The 15,830-nt window shown below is 67.3% G+C and carries 15 protein-coding genes; 7 read left to right on the top strand and 8 right to left on the bottom strand.

What is annotated here, in order from left to right:
- Window positions 1-10 precede the first annotated feature (10 nt).
- Window positions 11-835, top strand: coding sequence for an SDR family oxidoreductase (locus tag YM304_RS05490; RefSeq protein WP_041298043.1), 825 nt, complete (start codon window positions 11-13; stop codon window positions 833-835).
- Here YM304_RS05490 and YM304_RS05485 read toward each other — a convergent pair.
- The 3 genes from YM304_RS05485 to YM304_RS24595 all read right to left on the bottom strand — a co-directional run bounded on the left by YM304_RS05485 (window position 792) and on the right by YM304_RS24595 (window position 3,013).
- Window positions 792-1,556: a transmembrane-type terpene cyclase gene (locus YM304_RS05485; protein ID WP_015440656.1), complete on the bottom strand. Its 765-nt coding sequence runs from the start codon at window positions 1,554-1,556 to the stop codon at window positions 792-794. The two genes, YM304_RS05490 and YM304_RS05485, sit on opposite strands and share 44 nt — an antisense overlap.
- Complete coding sequence (locus YM304_RS24600; protein ID WP_162142040.1) at window positions 1,540-2,670, bottom strand: oxygenase MpaB family protein; 1,131 nt, start codon at window positions 2,668-2,670, stop codon at window positions 1,540-1,542. Before YM304_RS24600 ends, YM304_RS05485 begins: the two co-directional genes overlap by 17 nt.
- 79 nt (window positions 2,671-2,749) lie before the next feature.
- On the bottom strand, window positions 2,750-3,013 hold the full coding sequence (locus tag YM304_RS24595) for a hypothetical protein (RefSeq protein ID WP_154723318.1): 264 nt from the start codon (window positions 3,011-3,013) through the stop codon (window positions 2,750-2,752).
- Window positions 3,014-3,108: 95 nt separating this feature from the next.
- On the opposite strand from YM304_RS24595, the gene YM304_RS24590 reads away from it, so the two are divergent.
- Complete coding sequence (locus tag YM304_RS24590; RefSeq protein WP_154723317.1) at window positions 3,109-3,819, top strand: hypothetical protein; 711 nt, start codon at window positions 3,109-3,111, stop codon at window positions 3,817-3,819.
- Here the strand turns inward: YM304_RS24590 and YM304_RS05475 are convergent.
- The 3 genes from YM304_RS05475 to YM304_RS05465 form a co-directional block, all read right to left on the bottom strand.
- Window positions 3,725-5,362, bottom strand: coding sequence for a hypothetical protein (locus YM304_RS05475; RefSeq protein WP_041298041.1), 1,638 nt, complete (start codon window positions 5,360-5,362; stop codon window positions 3,725-3,727). The genes YM304_RS24590 and YM304_RS05475 overlap by 95 nt on opposite strands.
- A gap of 116 nt (window positions 5,363-5,478) precedes the next feature.
- Window positions 5,479-6,843, bottom strand: a complete 1,365-nt coding sequence (locus tag YM304_RS05470) for a TldD/PmbA family protein (protein ID WP_015440651.1) — start codon at window positions 6,841-6,843, stop codon at window positions 5,479-5,481.
- 2 nt (window positions 6,844-6,845) lie between these two features.
- Window positions 6,846-8,237: a TldD/PmbA family protein gene (locus YM304_RS05465; RefSeq protein ID WP_015440650.1), complete on the bottom strand. Its 1,392-nt coding sequence runs from the start codon at window positions 8,235-8,237 to the stop codon at window positions 6,846-6,848.
- A gap of 176 nt (window positions 8,238-8,413) precedes the next feature.
- Between YM304_RS05465 and YM304_RS05460 the strand changes: the two genes are divergently transcribed.
- The 4 genes from YM304_RS05460 (at window position 8,414) to YM304_RS05440 (ending at window position 11,567) form a co-directional block, all read left to right on the top strand.
- Window positions 8,414-8,800 (top strand): thioesterase family protein, encoded by a 387-nt coding sequence (locus YM304_RS05460; protein ID WP_015440649.1) that lies wholly within the window; start codon window positions 8,414-8,416, stop codon window positions 8,798-8,800.
- Window positions 8,801-8,911: 111 nt separating this feature from the next.
- Complete coding sequence (locus YM304_RS22055; protein ID WP_015440648.1) at window positions 8,912-10,018, top strand: phosphatase PAP2 family protein; 1,107 nt, start codon at window positions 8,912-8,914, stop codon at window positions 10,016-10,018.
- Between the two features lie 12 nt (window positions 10,019-10,030).
- Complete coding sequence (gene galT / locus YM304_RS05445) at window positions 10,031-11,014, top strand: galactose-1-phosphate uridylyltransferase (protein ID WP_015440647.1); 984 nt, start codon at window positions 10,031-10,033, stop codon at window positions 11,012-11,014.
- A 73-nt stretch (window positions 11,015-11,087) separates the two neighbouring features.
- Entirely contained in the window at window positions 11,088-11,567 is a 480-nt protein-coding gene (locus YM304_RS05440; protein WP_015440646.1) for an SRPBCC family protein, read from the top strand.
- Between the two features lie 10 nt (window positions 11,568-11,577).
- On the opposite strand, the gene YM304_RS05435 is transcribed toward YM304_RS05440, so the two are convergent.
- Both YM304_RS05435 and glgB read right to left on the bottom strand, forming a co-directional pair.
- Window positions 11,578-12,732, bottom strand: a complete 1,155-nt coding sequence (locus tag YM304_RS05435; RefSeq protein WP_015440645.1) for a hypothetical protein — start codon at window positions 12,730-12,732, stop codon at window positions 11,578-11,580.
- Window positions 12,733-12,738: 6 nt separating this feature from the next.
- Window positions 12,739-14,616 carry a 1,4-alpha-glucan branching protein GlgB gene (gene glgB, locus YM304_RS05430; RefSeq protein WP_015440644.1) on the bottom strand — a complete coding sequence of 626 codons (1,878 nt, stop codon included), beginning with the start codon at window positions 14,614-14,616 and terminating at the stop codon, window positions 12,739-12,741.
- A 31-nt stretch (window positions 14,617-14,647) separates the two neighbouring features.
- Between glgB and YM304_RS24585 the strand changes: the two genes are divergently transcribed.
- Complete coding sequence (locus YM304_RS24585) at window positions 14,648-15,820, top strand: glycosyltransferase family 4 protein (RefSeq protein ID WP_015440643.1); 1,173 nt, start codon at window positions 14,648-14,650, stop codon at window positions 15,818-15,820.
- Window positions 15,821-15,830 lie beyond the last annotated feature (10 nt).

Raw genomic sequence — 15,830 nt, 5'->3', positions numbered from 1 at the left:
CGGTCGAGAGATGCGGCTTCATCGACGTCGGCGGGTCATGCTCGTGACCGGAGCGACGGGCTTCCTCGGCAAACACCTCGTCAACGGTGCGGCGACCGCCGACTGGGAGTTGATCGCGCCGGGCTCCGGGTCGATGGACATCCGGGCTCGCGACTCCACGATCACGACGATCCGCGACTGGAAACCGAACGTCGTGGTCCACCTCGCCTACCGCAAGGACCGGCCGACGATCGTCGACGGCTCCCGCCACGTCGCCGAGGGAGCCGCAGCCGCCGGGGCGCATCTGGTGCACATGTCGACCGACGTGGTGTTCGGTGGCCGCGCCGCGCCGTACACGGAGGCCGATCAACCGTTTCCGATCATCCCCTACGGCGAGCACAAACTCGACGCCGAACGGGCGGTCGCGTCGGCGCATCCCACTGCGGCGATCGTGCGGACCTCGCTGCTGTACGGAACCGACCGCCCGTCGCCCGCACAAGTCGAACTCGCCGCGGCCCTCCGCTCCCCTGCCGCCCGCCGAGGGATGACCTTCTTCACCGACGAGTTCCGGTGCCCGGCCCACGCCGACGACGTGGCCCGAGCGGTCGCCGATCTCGCCGGTCGGCCCGATGTCGTCGGTCCGATCCACGTGGCGGGACCCGAACGGGTGTCACGCGCCCAGTTCGCGTCGTTGATGGCACGACACCTCGGCGCCGACGCTCACCTGATCCCCACCGGCACGATCGCCGAATCGGGTCAGGTCCGTCCGGCCAACGTGGTGCTCGACGTGTCGAAGGCCGCCCGGCTCGGCATCACGTGCCGGCCGGTGACAGCGGTGCTCGGTTCGACGGTCTGACGACGTTGCCCCACTCGGAGTGACGGCGTCGGAGCAACCAGCCGATGTAGCCGGCGTCGAGGATCGACACGATCACGGCGAGGGTCACCACGAGTTCGTGGGAGCGGTAGACGAGGAACACGAACACGGTCACGCCGCCGGTGCCCAACCCCTTGAACACCGCGGCGATCATCGACAACTCGCCGAGCGGACGGGTGATACCGAACCAGAGGTAGGCGAGCGACATCACGAGGTTGACCGTGTAGGCCGTGACACTGCCGAGCGGCAGGTCGTCGCCACGCTCGATGAAGCCGACGTAGTACGCCGTCCACACCGTGAGCAGCACGATCACGATGCCCGGCCAGTACGGGCGCGCTCGCTCGTCGGCGATCTGTTTTCGGCCGAATCGGAAGACGCCGTACAGGATCGCCAGGTCCATCAGGAACGCACCCATGTAGATGAGCTGCAGGCCCCAGCCCATGTCTTGCGGGTACACGTACCCCCAGAGGAACTCCCAGGTGATGTTGCCGCACGCCGCGATCGCCGGGATCTCGAGGTAGCCGTGCCGGAGTCGGGCGATGACGACCCAGTAGACCGGGATCCACAGGATCCACCCGCCGAAGTACCAGAGCAGTTCGGCGGTGTCGTACAGCTCGGTGTTGAGAAACGGGCCGCTGAAGACGTCGAAGACGCCGCCGGGATCGACCGCATGGTCGACGGTGAGATCACGCAGGTTCGACATGGAGCTTCCAGTGGTTGGCGAGTACGTCGGGGATGTCGAACGCGGTGCGGTGTTCGCCTTGCCGTTCGATGTCGAACAGACCGTTGAGGATCCACCATCCGACGTGATCGGAGAGGCGTTGCAGGATCCGGTCGTTCTCGACTTCGTGCGTGGTGAACCGGACGAGCACCTTCAACAGGGTGAGCAGTCCGAAGTGGCGGGCGCGTGGCGGGAGGCCGATCAGCTCGGCGACCTCGTCACCCGACAGCATGCGGATCAGATCGGGCACCACCGAGTCGAGGATGTGCGTGGGCGTCATCTCCTGCAGCAAGCCGACCAGGGCGTCGGTCATGGCGATCCCGTCCGCCGACTCGGCGAACTGGCGTCGGCGGATGAGATTCACCAGCTCGGTCGACTCGGCGATGTCGGTGGCCACCACCCTCGCGTCGACCCCCATCATCTCGCCGACCACGCGCCACACGTAGAGGAAGTCCTCGACTTCGTCGTCGGCGAGGGTCATGCCGAGACGCGGCAACGGCTCCACGAGTGTGTAGCTGAACGAGAGCAGGGTGCCGGCAAGGTCTTCCTGGTTGATCGGCAGGCCGAGCTCGGCGGAGTCCCAACCGTGAGCGAGGATCAGGTGCCGAATCGCCGCGTGCATCAGTCGCACTCGCTGGATCGCCATGATCCCCTTGCCGCCTGGAGCCATGCCGCCGGGGCCGAGCACGTCGATCAGGAACTGACCGGTCTCCATGATGCGGCGGCGCGTGTCGGTCTCGAGCCGTGCGGTCTGAGCGAGCACCGACACACCCTTCGCGCAGGCGTAGGCGCTCGGGAGCGACGCGCAGAACAACGCCACCGAGATGGCGACGCCCCAGCGTTCGAACACGATCTCACCGCGGCGCATCCGCTCCGGATCGGCCCAGTCGGGCAGCGCCGCCGTCTGGTCGAGATACTCACGGACGTGGTCGGGCAGCTCGGCTCGGTGCACGTCGTCGTGATCGAGCAACTGCTGGAGGAGATGACGAACTGCCTCCACCTGCCCCTCGTCGAGCACACGCGCCGCCACCGCATCGGCGAAGGGGTCGCCCACCTGCCGCATCGAATCCAAGAACTCGTCGTCCCACTCCCTCACCTTCGAATTGTCGCCGGTCGCCGAGCTCGCGTCGCGGACCATCGGCGATCTCGGCAACTCTGAGGTACCCCCGTGCGCATCAGGAGGCATGGCAGTGGCCGAAGTGTTCGACTTCGAGGAGGCGTGGGGTGCCGAACCGCCGCTGTCCGAGGTGTCGCTCCCGGCCGACCCGTTCGAGCTGCTCGCGTTGGGGCACGCGGTGATCGACCGGCTGAACGAGGCCGACCTGTCCGCCCTGTCTGACGTCGGCGCCCGCAACCATGAGTGCGAGGTGAGCGAGTTGTCGGCTCGGGTCGCTGCGCTCGAGGTCGACGCAACCGGTGCGATCGACGAACGTGGCCACGACCAGTCGCTCGGGTTCGGCTCGACGCGGTCGCGTATTCGCCACCACCGCAAGCTGTCGGGCCCGACCGCCTTGGCTCGAACCAGACCATGCGCATGTTCGCGCTGCTGCCCACCTGGGCCCAGGCCGCACGAGCCGGCGGTGTCGGCACCGATCAGACGGTGCTGATGGGTCGAGTGGCGTCCAACCCGCGGATCCAGCTCGACCTGGTCGCCAACGTCGAGCGGTTGCTGGCCGATGAGCGCCGGTTGCCCTACGACCAGTTCGAACGGCGGCTGCGCAATTTCGAGCGATCGGCCGACGGCGAACGAGCCCGGCGCGATGCCGAAGCGGTTCGGGAGCGGCGCGATGCCTCGATGCGGTTGCGTCCTGACGGATCGTGGCGACTCACGGCGACCTTCGGGTCGCTCGACGGCGCCGAAGTCAACGAGGTGTTCGCTCACTTCATCGACGCCGAATGGAAGTCCGATCTCGCCGCGAGCGGCGATGCTCCGCTGTCGCGCTGCGAGGCTCAGCGGCGTGCCGATGCCGTGCTCGCCATGGCTCGCGCAGCGGCGCGGGCGCCGGGCCGTGGCAAGGCGCCGCTTCCCACGCTCGACGTGTGCGGCAGATCATCTCGTCGTAGCGGCCGGGGTCGAGTTGCTCCACCGGCGACTGGATCGTCACCGACCCCGACGGCAACCCAGTCGGTTGAACCTTGGCTGGCGCCCCTCAGCAGTCCGACGTGCTCGACGCCGGCACGCTCGGCTGCACGTTCAACTCCCAGACCACTCCACCATCGGCGACGCGGAGGTAGGCGTGGTTGACGCCGGTGAGCAGTTCGAACAACGGCGCGACCTCGTCACCCCGGAGGCAGAAGTCGAGCGTCGGTTCGTCGTACGCGTTGCTGCCGACGCTCGTCGACATCTCCTCGATCGACCGCTCGTACGGCCACTCCGGAGTGTCGCTCAGTGCGGGCTCGGGCAGCCCGCTGCGATCGGCCACGCCGGCGCGAGCGGCGACGGACATCGATTCAGGGACCCACGGACCCAGGGGTTCGGCGATGTCGTCAGGCTCCAACCACGACAGGTCGACGAACAGGTCGATGGCGTCTTCGGCGGCGGTGCGCCGACCGTCGCTCAGGTCGGCAACATCAGGCCTCGGCGGGCGCCGGTAGTCGTTGAGCCGGAAGATGGCGGCACCGTTGATCGTCATGCTGGCATAGGCCTCGTCGGGCCCCACTTTGCCGCTGTCCGACGGAAGCCGGCCGAGGTGTTCGTAGATGCCGGTCTCGCGCAGACGGTCGGCGAGCCGTCGGTGGCCGTGCTCGCTCAGGCGCAGCGCGTTGAAGTCCCGCACCGAGCTGTAGACCGAACGGTCGGTCACCACCGTCATCAGACCGGTCTCGTCGACCGACACGAGCAGTTCGTCGTCGCGCTCCCAGGCGCCGATGATCTTCATCTCGACGATCGGGCGTTCGGAAGACGGTTCGAGAGGGGTGTCGGGTTCCACGACGATGGTCGGTTCGACGTCGGGGGACGGCAGAGGTTGCGGGTCGATGGGTTCGGCAATCGCGTCGACGTCGCCCGGGTAGCGCAGCTGAACGACGACGCTCACACTGCCTGAAGCCCCGGCGCCGGTCATCGAGTCGTCGGCGAACGCACCCTCCAGCCGGACGGAGTGCACCCGCCCCTGGGCGTCGTGTACTGCTTCGATGCTCACGTCGCCGGTGGCTCCTCTGACGAGGTCGAGGATCGATACGTCGTCGTACGACGCCGTTCGCGCCGCGTCCATCACCGCGTCGGAGCGCCGCAGCCCGTCGTCGACTTCGGTCGTCGAGATTGGTTCGATGGACGCCGCTTCCCACAGTTCGTCGATCGTCAGCGTCCGCTCGACCATGAACACTGCGGCGCTCTCGATCGTGTCCTCTTCGATGTCCCACCAGATCGGAGACCCGGCCTCAGCGCCGACCGGGCTGATTCCGAGCACGGCCTGTCGATCGCTGACGGCGTCTTGCACCCAGACGACGCGTTCGACGTCGGGATGGATCGGCACGAAGTCGTTGCCCGACGACTCGAGATCGTCGGCGGAGATACTCCACTGCCCGACGCCGCCGACCCGGTCGACCGTGCCGTCGATCGCGATCCAGCTCGTGACCAATTCGCCGCGCTCGTCGATGCCGTCCATGCCGAACTCGATCGTGTAGCCGTACGACGCGATCAGCGACGTGTCGACGTCGGCGCTGAGGCGAATCGGATCGTCGTACCCCTCTGGCAACTCGATCACGTCGGGTTGCAACACCTCCGGGATCTCGTACTCACGGGGCAGTTCGATCGGTTCGGGAAGCGTGTCGGAACGCTGCGACGCCACCTCTGACGGTGGCGAGCCGCAGGCGGCCACACTCAGGACCGCAGCTGCCAGGGTTGCGGTTCGGTGGAGCCTCACCCGCCCACATCGGCAGGTTTGGGCGGGACCTTGACCCGAGTTCAGTTGCCCGACATGGTGATGTCGGAGATGACGAGGCTCATCCCGGCGCTGCGCATCGGCAACCAGTCGATGTCGCCGCCGACCTCGACGATGTCGAGGAGCATGCGCTGCAGCGTGGAGGCGATGGTGAACTCGCGCACCGGCGCGCCGACCTCGCCGTTGTTGATCAACAGGCCGGCCGCTCCCGTGGAGAAGTCGCCGCTGATCGGGTTGACGCCCGAGTGCAGGCCCTGCATCTGCTGCACGAGCAGTCCGTCGTCGATGTCGGCGATGATCTCGGCCTGGCTGCGCGTGCCGGGCTCCAGCGAGAGCGCGAGACAACCCACGCCCGGCGTGCCGGCGAACCCGCCACGTGTTGCGTTGCCGGTCGACACCGTGCCGGCTCGTCGCGCCGAGTAGGCGTTGTGCACGAACTGCTGGAGCCGACCGTTCTCGATCAGGACGTTGCGACGTGCGGCGAGCCCTTCGCCGTCGACGTCGGTGGAGGTGTAGGCCTTCGGGTTGGTCGGGTCGTCGACCAGGGTGACCCCGGCTGCGGCGACCTGGTCGCCGATGCGATCCTTGAAGAGGGAGCGCCCCTTGACGACGGCCTCGCCGTTGAGGGTGGACGAGATGACACCGAGGAACTGCGCCGTGACGAACGGGTCGAGCACCACGGTGACCCGCTTCGACGACGGCTTGGTCGCGCCGAGGAGCCGGGTGGCCCGGTCGTTCGCTTCGGTCGCGGCGCGTTCGAGGTCGAACTCGCTCGGCTCGTTGCCGACCGAGAACCCGAAACCGGTCTGGGTCTCGGCGTCGTCGCCCTCGCCGTCGTCGGCGAGTGTCGAGACCGACACGTAGCAGCCGTTCTCCCGGCCGGCCTGACGGATGCCCGCGGTCGAGGCGACCGCAGCTTCTCCCCAGGCGTCGGCGTAGTTCGCATCGTCGACACGGACCCGGCTGTCTTTGCCCGCTGCGAGCTTCTCGAGTTCTTTCGCGATCTCGATCTTGCGGTCGGTGGCGAAGTCGGCGAGCGCGTCGTTCCACAACGACTGCTCGGTCGGCGCGACACCGTCGGGCTCGGCGAGCGAGGCGTACTCGTCGGCATTGCCGAACTGCACGTTGTCGCGTGCTTCGTCGAGCACTTCACCGATCGCCGACTCGTCGAGCGTGCCGGCATAGGCGAATCCGGTTCGACCGTCGCTGATCACGCGGATGCCGATGCCTTCGGCCTGCGCGGCGACGAAGTGTTCGACCTCGCCTTCGTAGATGCGGACTTCGGTCTCGCCACCGCGAGACACGAACGCTTCGATCTGCTCACCGGCGCGGGCTCGTTCGACGACCCGATCGGCGATCTGTTGGAGTTCGGACGTGGTGTCGCTCATCGTCAGGCCGCCGTTCCGCCGACGGTGAGCGCCTTGACGCGCAGGGTCGGCTGACCGTCGCCGACCGGAACGCCCTGACCGTCTTTGCCACACGTGCCGGGACTGCCCATCGAGAAGTCGTTCGCGAGCATGTCGATGTCTTGCAGCACCTTCGGACCGTTGCCGATGAGGTTGCCGTCACGCAGCGGCTCGGTGATCTTGCCGTCTTCGATCAGGTACGCCTCGGTCATGCCGAACACGAAGTCACCCGACGCCGTGTTGACCGACCCGCCGCCGAGCTTGGCGACGTACACGCCGTTGGGCGTGGACGAGACGATATCGTCGGGGTTGTCGGGGCCGTTCATCACGAACGTGTTGGTCATCCGCACCATCGGCAGGTGCTGGTAGCTCTGGCGGCGCCCGTTGCCCGACTGTGGCCGTCCGTCTTTGCGAGCTCGGAGGAAGTCCCACATGTAGTCGGTGAGGATGCCGTCTTCGATCAGGACGTTGCGCTGGGTGCGCTGCCCCTCGTCGTCGATGCCGAGCGTGCCCCATTCACCGGGCATCGTGCCGTCGTCGACGAGCGTGACGAGCGGGTTGGCGACGAGTTCGCCGACCTTGCCGGCGTAGACGCTCGCGCCCTTCTGGATGTGGTCGGCTTCGAGACCGTGACCGCACGCTTCGTGGAACAGCACGCCACCGGTGCCGTGCTTGATGACGACCGGCATCTCACCCGAGGGTGCCGGGCGAGCCTGGAGCTTGGTGATCGCCTGACGAGCGGCTTCGCGAGCCATCTCCTCGACGTCGACCGTGTCGAAGATCTCGAAACCGACGGTGTGGCCCATCGACTGGTAGCCGGTCTGCATGCCGCCGTCGCCGTCGGCGACCGCGTTGATGCGCAGGAGCGTGCGGACGATCTCGTCGTCGGCGAGCACGCCATCAGTGTTGGCGACGAGCACACGCTTGCGACTGTCGCCGTAGCCGGCCGAGACCTGGACGATCTGCTCGCCGTAGGCGCGGGCAGCGTCGTTCATCCGGTTGAGCAGTTCGACCTTGCGGGCCTTCTCGATCGAGTCGGGGTCGTGGATGATCGTGTTGGGCCGATGCGCTGCGGCCTTGGTGAGGCCGACCGTCTTGACGCCGCCACCGCCGCCGCGTGCTGCGGCCGACGCCGCCCCGGCCGCAGCGAGGAGTCCGGCCTCGGACAGGTCGGAGGTGTATGCGAATCCCGTCGTGTCGCCGGCGATGACGCGAATGCCCGCGCCGCGATCACGACCACTCGTCACCTGCTCGACCAGACCGTCGTCGAGCCCCGCCGACGTCGATCGCTTGTCTTCGGCGTACACCTCGGCGAAGTCGGCACCGGTCTTCGTGGCACTGCTCAGCACTCGTTCCAGGACGTCCTGTTCGATCACGAGAACCAGCCTACGAGTCGACGGCTGTCGGTCGTCGGGGACAGCCGTCGTTGCGGAAAGGTTCAGCATCGCGACCGCGGCCCATGGAGCCGCGGTCCAGTCGAGCGAATCGCCTCGTTCGAATCGCGTCGGCTCGACCGAGGGAGTCGACACGCAGCGCGTTAGCGTCGTCTCCCGTGACTGTCGAGACGGGCATGCGAGGAGAGGCGACACTGGTCGTCACGGAGGCCGACACGGCGTGCGCGCTCGGCTCCGGTGACATCGACGTGCTCGGAACACCGCGGCTGATCGCGCTGTGCGAAGAGGCGACCATGGCCGCTCTCGTCGGCTCCCTCGAAGCGAACTCCAGCAGCGTCGGCATGCGCATCCGCGTCGATCACCTCCAGCCCACTCCGGTCGGCGCCCAGGTGTCGGCCGAGGCGACGCTCGAGAAGATCGACGGTCGTCGTCTCACCTTCACGGTGTCGGTGTCCGACAGCGGAGGACTGGTCGCCGCGGGCAAGATCACCCGGGTGCTCATCGACCGCGACAAGTTCATGGGCAAGTGCTGCTCGACGAACTGATCTGAACACTCGCTCGTCGAGCGAGACCGAACACGCCGCAACCTCACGGTCGGCGCGACTCCGTCAATCAGATGTCATGGCGGCTCGATACGCGAATAGGGTGGACCGTTCATGGAGGGGAGCACGACCGTCCCTGCGAGGCAGCATCGCCTCCACTGGTGGAAGGAAGCGCTCATCGTCGCGGCCTTCTACGTCGTGTACTCCTGGATCCGCAACCAGTTCGGCTCGAACACGATCGCCGCCGACGGCGTGCCGGAAGCAGCGTTCCACAACGCCGAGCTGGTCATCCGCTTCGAGCGTGCGGTCGGCCTCTATCACGAGGAGAGCATCCAGGAACTCTTCCTCAGCCACCGCTGGTTCATCCAGTTCTGGAACGTCTACTACGGCACCGCGCACTTCTTCGTCACGCTCGCCGTGTTCATCCTGCTGTTCTTCAAGCGTGCCGACGTGTTCCCCCAGTGGCGCAACACGCTCGCAGCGATGACCGCGCTCGCCATCGTCGGCTTCGCGTTCTTCCCACTCATGCCGCCGCGGCTGCTCGACGCACCGTGCCCGATCGCCACCGCGCCACCCGAGGATCCCAACGACATCCTCGAGGGCAACGCGTCGCCGGTCGTGCACGAAGGCGCACGCAACACCGACTACGGCGGCGCGTGTGTACCCAGCGACCTGCGTCCCGGCAAGGACCGGACCTTCAACGGATCCAACGGTTTCGGCTTCGTCGACACGGTCAAGCGTGACGGTGGACCGTGGGCGTTCGACTCGGAGGAGGTCGCCGCCATCTCCAACCAGTACGCGGCGATGCCGAGCATGCACATCGGCTGGTCGACGTGGTGCGCGATCGCGGTCTGGCCGCTGCTACGCCGCCGTCGCTACAAGGCGCTCGTCCTGCTGTACCCGGCGTTCACGCTGTTCTGCATCATCGTCACCGCGAACCACTTCTGGCTCGACGGCATCGGTGGCCTGATCGCGTTCGGGCTCGGCTCGATCATCGGCTGGGGCATCCATCGATGGAACCAGAACCGGCTCGATCGCAAACACGGGATCGTGCCGACCGACGACATGAAGCTCTCGTCGGTCGCCTCCGAGATCTTCGACGACGTGTCGGGCCACGACGACCGTGACGACATGCACGATGTGATGGCCGACGCGACGCTCGACGACCCGCCTGACGAAGATCATGGCGATGTCACCCGGACTGCCCCCGAAGCGACATAGATTGGGCTCCTGATGAGTCAGATGCGGCTGAATCCTCTCAATGGGCGATGGGTGACCATCGTTCCCGATCGTGCCGAACGTCCGAGCGATTTCGCCAAGCGCGATCGTTCGAACGAACTCGAGGTCGACCGACCCTGTCCGTTCTGTCCGGGCAACGAGGAAGAGACCCCTCCCGCGCTCGAGACGCGTGGCACCGACGGCGCCTGGTCGATGCGCGTCATCCCCAACCGCTACCCCGCATTCGACGGTGACGAGGCGTTCGCCGTGCACAACCTCGGGCCGGTCCACGTCAAGGCCGACGCCAGCGGCATCCACGAGGTGTTCGTGTACTCACCCGAACACAGCGACGGGCTGCACGACCTCGACGACGAGCACGCGGCCGAGTTCATGATGGTGCTCAAGCGACGCCTCCTCGAACACGCTGCGCTGCCGTTCGTCCGCTACACGCAGGTCATCGTCAACCACGGCCGCGAAGCCGGTGCGTCGGTCGCCCACCCGCACGGCCAGATCCTCGGCCTGCCGTTCGTGCCGGGCGAAGTGCTCGACGAAGAGCGGGCGTTCGCCCGATTCGCCGGCGGGTCGCTGCTCGAGACCACGATCGAGGCCGAACTCGCCGCCGACCAGCGCATCGTCATCGCCAACGACGACGTGGTCGTCATGTGCCCGTTCGCCAGCGGCGTGCCGTACGAGATGTTGATCCTGCCCCGTGAGCAGCACGGCCACCTGCAAGACGCATCCGACGAGTCACTCGCTGCCGTCGGTGTCGCTATTCGCGATGCGATCGGCCACCTGCAGGCGACGCTGGGCGACGTTGCGTACAACCTCGGCATCCACACCGCTCCGCATCAGCACACCGGCGACTACCACTGGCACGTGCACATCTGGCCGCAGGTCACCACGCAGGCCGGGTTCGAGCGTGGCACCGGCGTGATGATCAACATCGTCGCCCCCGAAGTCGCTGCGGCCACGTTGCGTTCCGCCAGCGCCAACGTCTGACGTCACGTTCGTCACCCACGTCGACTCGCCGCTGGAGTGGCCGGTCGCCCCGATCTCGCGTCATGCTGCACTCATGAGCGACGTCACCGTTTCGATCGACATCGACGCGACCCCCGGTCGTGTGTGGGAGGTCATCGAGCCGATCGAGCGCCACGTCGACTGGATGGCCGACGCGGTCGCGATCCGTTTCGAGACCGAGCAGACCCGCGGCGTCGGCACCGCGTTCCTGTGCGACACGAAGATCGGGCCGATCCGCCTGACCGACGCGATGGAGATCACCGAGTGGACCCCGGCGGTCGACGCCGGCGACGGCGCGGTCGCTCGAGACGGTGCCATGGGTGTGAAGCACACCGGCATCGTCACCGGTTCCGGCGTCCTGCACGTCGAACGATTGGCCGGCGGTCAACGCACCCGGTTCACGTGGAAGGAAGACCTCGACTTCCCGTGGTTCTTCGGCGGTCGTCTCGGCGAGATCGTCGGCGGCAAGTTGGTGCTCGGCCCGATCTGGCGGCGCAACCTCAAGAAGCTGAAGCAGCTGGTCGAATCGAGCTGAACGCTCGCCCTCACACGTCGTCGAACGGCGCCCGCACGAGGTCGGCGGCCACGGCCTCGACGAGATCGGCAGGGCCGACCACCGCGACGAATTCTCCGTCGGTGCCGACGTCGATGCCGGCGAGGTCACTCGGCTCGGTGGTTTCGAGCAACACCGGATTGTCCCGGACGCTCGGATCGGGCGCACACCCGAACAGTTCGCTGACGTGGACGTACTCGGCCTCACCAGCGTCGGCGAGGACGTATCGAGTGCGAACCTCGACGCACTCGCCGAAGCGCTCGACATCGACGCCGTCGTCGTTGCGGATGTCGTCGGGGAAGAAGTCGAGCGTCATCCCGACCATCTGGTGACCGGGCGCGATGTGAAGACGGTCGAATCCCACGAGCACGTCGCGTTGCACGAAGTTCGCGAACGGCGCGAGGTTCGCGTCGGGATCGGTGACATCGACACGTTGGGCGTACCACTCGGCCGTGCCCTCCGGTGCGGTCAGCGCCGGCTGGACCAGATCGTCGGTCGCGGCGAACCGCAGGAACTCGCTCGGCGAGTCGGCAGTGCAGGCACCGATCGATCCGCCCGAGAAGCCATCGGCGTAGACGTCGACATCACCGAAGTTGCCGTTCTCGATGCGCTGCAGGTCGCCGTTCCACAGCGGCGTGCGGTGCAGATCCAGCGTGACGCTGAACGGTCCGGGCGCGTCGAGCGTGACCAGCGACGGAACCCCGCTGCCGGTGTCGGACTCGAGACTCGCCGCGTACCCGAGCCACAGCGCCGCTGGCCCGTCTGTGGCCGCATCGGCGACGAAGTCGAAGGTCATGATTCCGGCGCGGCGGCGCCGGCACCCGGTGAGCGTGGCGTCGGCGATCGGTTGCTCCGTCGGCAACTCGTCGTACCAACTGAGCTGCTGAAACTCGCCCGCGACACCGGTGGGCGGAAACGGATCGGGCTCCGTCCGCGCCGGCACGTCGATGAGCGGCCGATACGGCAACGCATCATCGATGACAGCGACCGAGGTGGTGGTCGCAGCGGTCGTAGTGACCGCGATGCTCGCAACGGGTGGTGGTGCAGCGTCGGTCGACGCCGATGTCGCTGCCGTCGAATCGTTCGGCGTCGACCCGCACGCCGTTGCACCGAGGAGGCACGCGGTGAGCAGCGCGAGACGTCGCATCGGGGTCTACTCGCCTCGGCGTGCGGCCAGCCAGACCATCGACATCGGGCCGATGTCGAGGAGGGCGCTCGCCGGTTGTCCTTGCCAGACTTCGTCGTCGGTGGCGAGGATCTGATTCGCACCGCGGTGGCCGCTCCCCCACCACGCCGCCGCGTCGGTGTCGAGAATCGGCTCCCACTCGCCCACCCACGGCAGGCCGACGCGGTAACCGGGACGCGCGACCGGCGTGAAGTTGGCGATGCACGCCACGGCCGCGGCGCCGTGATCGTCCCAACGCAGGAACGAGTACATGCTGTGCAGCGCATCGTCGGCGTCGAGCCATTGGAAACCAGCCGGTTCGCGATCGCGGCGCCACAGCGCCGGGAACTCGTCGGTGACGCGATTCATCTCGGCCAACAGGTCGTGGACCCCACGGTGCGGAGCGTGCTCGATGAGATGCCACGGGAGTTCGGAGGCGTCGTTCCACTCCTGCCACGGAGCGAGCTCGGATCCCATGAACAACAACGGTGCGCCAGGCATCGACCACTGCCACGCGAACAGTGCGCGGAGACCGGCGAAGCGCTGCCAGTCGTCGCCACCGATCTTGTTGACCAGGCTGCCCTTGCCGTGCACGACCTCGTCGTGGCTCAACGGGAGCACGAACCGCTCGTTGTAGGCGTAGAGCTGGGCGAAGGTCATCTCGTTGTGGTGATGACGTCGGTGCACCGGATCGTGCTCGAGGTAGCCGAGCGTGTCGTGCATCCACCCGAGGTTCCACTTGTGGCTGAACCCGAGGCCGCCATCGGACACGGGCTGGGTCACACCGGGCCACGCGGTCGACTCCTCGGCGATCATCAACACGTCGGGGAACTCTTCGCCGACGACCGTGTTGGTCTCCTGCAGCATGCGAATCGCTTCGAGGTGTTCACGTCCACCGAACTCGTTGGCCGACCATTCGCCCGGACCTCGCGAGTAGTCGAGGTAGAGCATCGATGCGACCGCGTCGACGCGCAGACCGTCGACGTGGAACTCGTCGAGCCAGTACAGCGCGTTGGCCACGAGGAAGTTCCGCACTTCGTTGCGACCGAAGGCGAACACGTAGGTGCCCCAGTCGGGGTGCTCGCCGCGCTTCGGATCGGGGTGCTCGTACAGGGCCGTCCCGTCGAAGCGTCCCAGGCTCCAGTCGTCTTTCGGAAAGTGCGCCGGCACCCAGTCGACGATCACGCCGATGCCGCGTCGGTGCATCGCGTCGACGAAACGTCGGCAGCCGTCGGGGTCGCCGAAACGCGCGGTCGGTGCGTAGTACCCCGACACCTGGTAGCCCCACGATCCGCCGAACGGGTGCTCGGCGATCGGCAGCAACTCGACGTGGGTGAAGCCAAGGCGAGCGACGTGTTCGCCGACCTGTTCGGCGAGTGCGTCCCAGTCGTCGACGCCGCGACGCCACGAACCGAGATGGACTTCGTAGATCCGCATCGGCGCCGCACCTGCGAGCACGTCGGCCCGATCCGCCATCCAGTCGTCGTCGCTCCACTCGTGCGTACTGGGGGGTGGCACGACGCTCGCGTCGCTCGGCGGCAGTTCGGTCTGGCGAGCCATCGGATCGGCCTTGCGAATGGTGCGACCCTCGCTCGTGACGATCTCGAACTTGTAGCAGTCGCCGCTGCTCGCCGCTGCGGTGACGGTCCAGATGCCCGGTCCCTGGTCGAGCTTGCGCATGGGGTCGGCTCGCCAGCCGTTCCAGTCGCCGACGACGGCGACCGAGGCAGCGTTGGGCGCCCACACGGCGAATTGCACGCCATCGTCGACGTGCTGCGGGCCGAGCACTTCCCACAGTCGACGATGTGTGCCTTCAGCGAGCAGGTGAAGATCGAGTTCACCGATGGAGGTCGACGGATCCGGCATCGATGAGCACCGTATCGGGTACGGTCCTGGCGTGCGTGTGCTGATGTTGTCGTGGGACTTTCCCCCGCAGGCCGTCGGCGGTACCGCCGCCCACGTGTTCGGGTTGAGCAACGCGCTCGCCGAGGCCGGTCACGAGGTCGTCGTGCTCACGATCGCCGACCGTCGAGCCGACCTGGCCGCCGAACGCGTCGGCCCCGTGCGCGTGTTCCGCGCCGATCCGCTCATGCCCTGGATCCCGGAGGAACGACCGCTCGCGCTGACCGCATCGGCCAACCATGCGATCGTCAAACTGGCCGATCGCGTCGAGACCGAACTCGACGGCTGGACGCCCGACGTCGTCCACGGCCACGACTGGCGCGTCGGCTGGGCCTCCGACACGCTCGCCACGCTGTACGGCGTGCCGTTCGTGCTCACCATGCACGGAACCGAACGGGTGCGTCACGGCGACAACCTGCCGCCCGGCGAACCGACCGACATCTCGTCGATCGAGTGGTGGCTGGCGTTCCGCGCCGACCGACTCATCAGCCCGACTCGGTTCATCGTCGACCAACTCGTCGAAGGCTTCGAACTGTCACCCGAGCAGGTGGTTCGTATTCCCAACGGCATCGACCCGTCGCAGTGGGACGGCCACGACCGGCCCACCGAACGCGGTCCGCTGATCGTGTCGTGGGGAAGAGTCCAGTACGAGAAGGGCTTCCAGGTGCTGGCTCGAGCCATGACGACGTTGCGCGGTCGAGTGCCCGACGTGACCTGCACGATCGCCGGGCGCGGCTCGTACCTTCCCGAACTCCAGACGCAGATCGACGTCGAGGGGGTCAGCGACCTGATCGACCTGCCCGGCTTCCTGCGTGACGACGACCTCCGCGCCCTCGTGCATCGCGCCGGCTGCGTCGTCATTCCCTCGCTGTACGAACCCTTCGGCATCGTGGCCCTCGAAGCACTCGCCGCCGGAGCCCCGCTGATCGTGGCCCGCACCGGCGGGCTCGCCGAACTCATCGCCGGCACCGACGCCGGCCTCACCTTCGAACCGGGCAACCCCGACGATCTCGCGCACTGCGTCGAAACGGTGCTGCGCGACCCGCGACTCGCCGAGCAGCTCACGACGTCGGCGCGAGAACTGATCGAGAAGAAGTACGCCTGGGAGGCGATCGCTGCCACCACGGCCCAGGTGTACGAAACCGCAGCCGTAGGCCACAGGGGCTGATTCGTCGTTA

It is taken from the genome of Ilumatobacter coccineus YM16-304, from assembly GCF_000348785.1.
Lineage (GTDB): Bacteria > Actinomycetota > Acidimicrobiia > Acidimicrobiales > Ilumatobacteraceae > Ilumatobacter_A > Ilumatobacter_A coccineus.
Note: the sequence above shows the minus strand (reverse complement) of the source record. Positions and strands in the feature narration are given on the sequence as shown.

Coding starts and splice junctions, on each gene's coding strand:
- YM304_RS05490 (WP_041298043.1), top strand. CDS start 11: ATGCGGCTTCATCGACGTCGGCGGGTCATGCTCGTGACCGGAGCGACG.
- YM304_RS05485 (WP_015440656.1), bottom strand. CDS start 1,556: ATGTCGAACCTGCGTGATCTCACCGTCGACCATGCGGTCGATCCCGGC.
- YM304_RS24590 (WP_154723317.1), top strand. CDS start 3,109: ATGTTCGCGCTGCTGCCCACCTGGGCCCAGGCCGCACGAGCCGGCGGT.
- YM304_RS05470 (WP_015440651.1), bottom strand. CDS start 6,843: ATGAGCGACACCACGTCCGAACTCCAACAGATCGCCGATCGGGTCGTC.
- YM304_RS22055 (WP_015440648.1), top strand. CDS start 8,912: ATGGAGGGGAGCACGACCGTCCCTGCGAGGCAGCATCGCCTCCACTGG.
- galT (WP_015440647.1), top strand. CDS start 10,031: ATGAGTCAGATGCGGCTGAATCCTCTCAATGGGCGATGGGTGACCATC.
- YM304_RS05440 (WP_015440646.1), top strand. CDS start 11,088: ATGAGCGACGTCACCGTTTCGATCGACATCGACGCGACCCCCGGTCGT.
- YM304_RS05435 (WP_015440645.1), bottom strand. CDS start 12,732: ATGCGACGTCTCGCGCTGCTCACCGCGTGCCTCCTCGGTGCAACGGCG.
- glgB (WP_015440644.1), bottom strand. CDS start 14,616: ATGCCGGATCCGTCGACCTCCATCGGTGAACTCGATCTTCACCTGCTC.